The following is a 2,500-nucleotide window of genomic DNA, read 5'->3' as shown; positions in this document are numbered from 1 at the left end:
GCTTTCGGTTACGGGGTTATCACCCTCTTTGACAACGCTTCCCAACGTTTTCACCTAACAAATCTCTTGGTAACTCAACGACAGTCCTACTACCCCAGCATGCAAGCACGCTGGTTTGGGCTCTTCCCGTTTCGCTCGCCGCTACTCAGGGAATCGATTTTTCTTTCTGCTCCTGCTGCTAATGAGATGTTTCAGTTCACAGCGTCTTCCTTTTCAATCCCTATGGATTCAGGTTGAAATAGCATTTCTATATGCTGGGTTCCCCCATTCGGAAATCTCTGGCTCATTGCGTACTTACCGCTCCCCAAAGCTTATCGTAGTTAGTCACGTCCTTCATCGGCTCCTAGTGCCAAGGCATCCACCACGCGCCCTTATTCACTTAACCACAACTTCTAAAAGTTGGATCAGTTATATGAGTTGGATCTTTTTCAATCCTGCGATTAAACCGTTCTTTTTAAAGAACTTGTGTTGTTTCTCGGTTTATTTAGTTGAATCTCTCGATTCATTTCTTATAAAAGAATTTCTTGATTATTCAGTTTTCAATGTACTAGCTTTCAGGCCAAAAGGCTTTCTTCTGGCCTGACATGGAGAATAGCGGGATCGAACCGCTGACCCCCTGCTTGCAAAGCAGGTGCTCTCCCAGCTGAGCTAATCCCCCATACGCTGGATCCTTGTTTTGGTGTATCCACACTCAAAACTAAACAAAACTTTAAACAACCTGTAACGCTCCGTTTTTCCTTAGAAAGGAGGTGATCCAGCCGCAGGTTCTCCTACGGCTACCTTGTTACGACTTCACCCCAGTCATCAGTCCTGCCTTAGACGGCTCCCTCCATAAGGTTGGGCCACCGGCTTTGGGCATTACTAACTCCCATGGTGTGACGGGCGGTGTGTACAAGACCCGGGAACGTATTCACCGCGGCATGCTGATCCGCGATTACTAGCGATTCCGACTTCATGTAGTCGAGTTGCAGACTACAATCCGAACTGAGACGTACTTTAAGAGATTCGCTTACCCTCGCGAGTTCGCTGCTCGTTGTATACGCCATTGTAGCACGTGTGTAGCCCAGGTCATAAGGGGCATGATGACCTGACGTCGTCCCCGCCTTCCTCCGGTTTGTCACCGGCAGTCTGTCTAGAGTGCCCAACTAAATGCTGGCAACTAAACATAAGGGTTGCGCTCGTTGCGGGACTTAACCCAACATCTCACGACACGAGCTGACGACGGCCATGCACCACCTGTCACTTTGTTTCCGAAGAAAACAGCACAATCTCTTGTACCTTCAAAGGATGTCAAGACCTGGTAAGGTTCTTCGCGTTGCTTCGAATTAAACCACATGCTCCACCGCTTGTGCGGGTCCCCGTCAATTCCTTTGAGTTTCAACCTTGCGGTCGTACTCCCCAGGCGGGATACTTAATGCGTTTGCTTCGGCACTAAGAGGCGGAAACCTCCTAACACCTAGTATCCATCGTTTACGGTGTGGACTACCAGGGTATCTAATCCTGTTTGCTACCCACACTTTCGAGCCTCAACGTCAGTTACAGTCCAGTAAGCCGCCTTCGCCACTGGTGTTCTTCCATATATCTACGCATTCCACCGCTACACATGGAGTTCCACTTACCTCTACTGCACTCAAGTTTGACAGTTTCCAAAGCCCTTCCACAGTTAAGCTGTGGGCTTTCACTTCAGACTTATCAAACCGTCTGCGCTCGCTTTACGCCCAATAAATCCGGATAACGCTCGGGACATACGTATTACCGCGGCTGCTGGCACGTATTTAGCCGTCCCTTTCTGGTATGGTACCGTCAATGTCTAGTCATTTCCTACTAAACCCGTTCTTCCCATACAACAGTGCTTTACGACCCGAAAGCCTTCATCACACACGCGGCGTTGCTCCATCAGACTTGCGTCCATTGTGGAAGATTCCCTACTGCAGCCTCCCGTAGGAGTTTGGGCCGTGTCTCAGTCCCAATGTGGCCGGTCAGTCTCTCAACTCGGCTATGCATCATTGTCTTGGTGAGCCTTTACCTCACCAACTAACTAATGCACCGCGAATCCATCAAAAAGTGGTCCAAACGGACCTTTTAACTTCGATTCATGCGAATCGAAGTTTTATACGGTATTAGCATCTGTTTCCAAATGTTATCCCCTGCTTCTCGGTAGGTTATTCACGTGTTACTCACCCGTTCGCCACTCGCTTGAAGAGTGCAAGCACTCTTCGCTGCGCGTTCGACTTGCATGTATTAGGCACGCCGCCAGCGTTCATCCTGAGCCAGGATCAAACTCTCATGTTCAAGTTTGAAGATTGCTCTTCGATTAAACTGACTAGTTGTTATCGCTCGATAACGCCTATCCGTTTATTGTTTGTTACGAATTGACTTCGCAAATTTGTTGTGATGATCGGTCAAGACCATCACCGTTACAGATTTGTTTGTTCAAAGTTTTGTTCAGTTTTCAATGTGCTACGCCTTTAAGGCAACTCATTTAGTTTAGCAAGCTCAT

1 tRNA gene and 2 rRNA genes (1 of these 3 cut by a window edge) are annotated in these 2,500 nt (G+C 48.1%); all 3 read right to left on the bottom strand.

What is annotated here, in order from left to right:
- Positions 1-385, bottom strand: a 23S ribosomal RNA gene (locus AC5162_RS06385) (it extends 2,519 nt beyond the left edge of the window).
- Positions 386-585: 200 nt separating this feature from the next.
- A tRNA-Ala gene (locus AC5162_RS06380) sits at positions 586-658 on the bottom strand.
- Between the two features lie 84 nt (positions 659-742).
- A 16S ribosomal RNA gene (locus tag AC5162_RS06375) occupies positions 743-2,292 on the bottom strand.
- The 16S and 23S rRNA genes sit together here with 1 tRNA gene alongside, the layout of an rRNA operon.
- Positions 2,293-2,500 lie beyond the last annotated feature (208 nt).

This window comes from Fructobacillus sp. ChS1-6f1-1-27 (genome assembly GCF_059579415.1).
The sequence above is the reverse complement of the archived record's forward strand: the minus strand, read 5'-3'. Positions and strand labels throughout refer to the sequence as shown.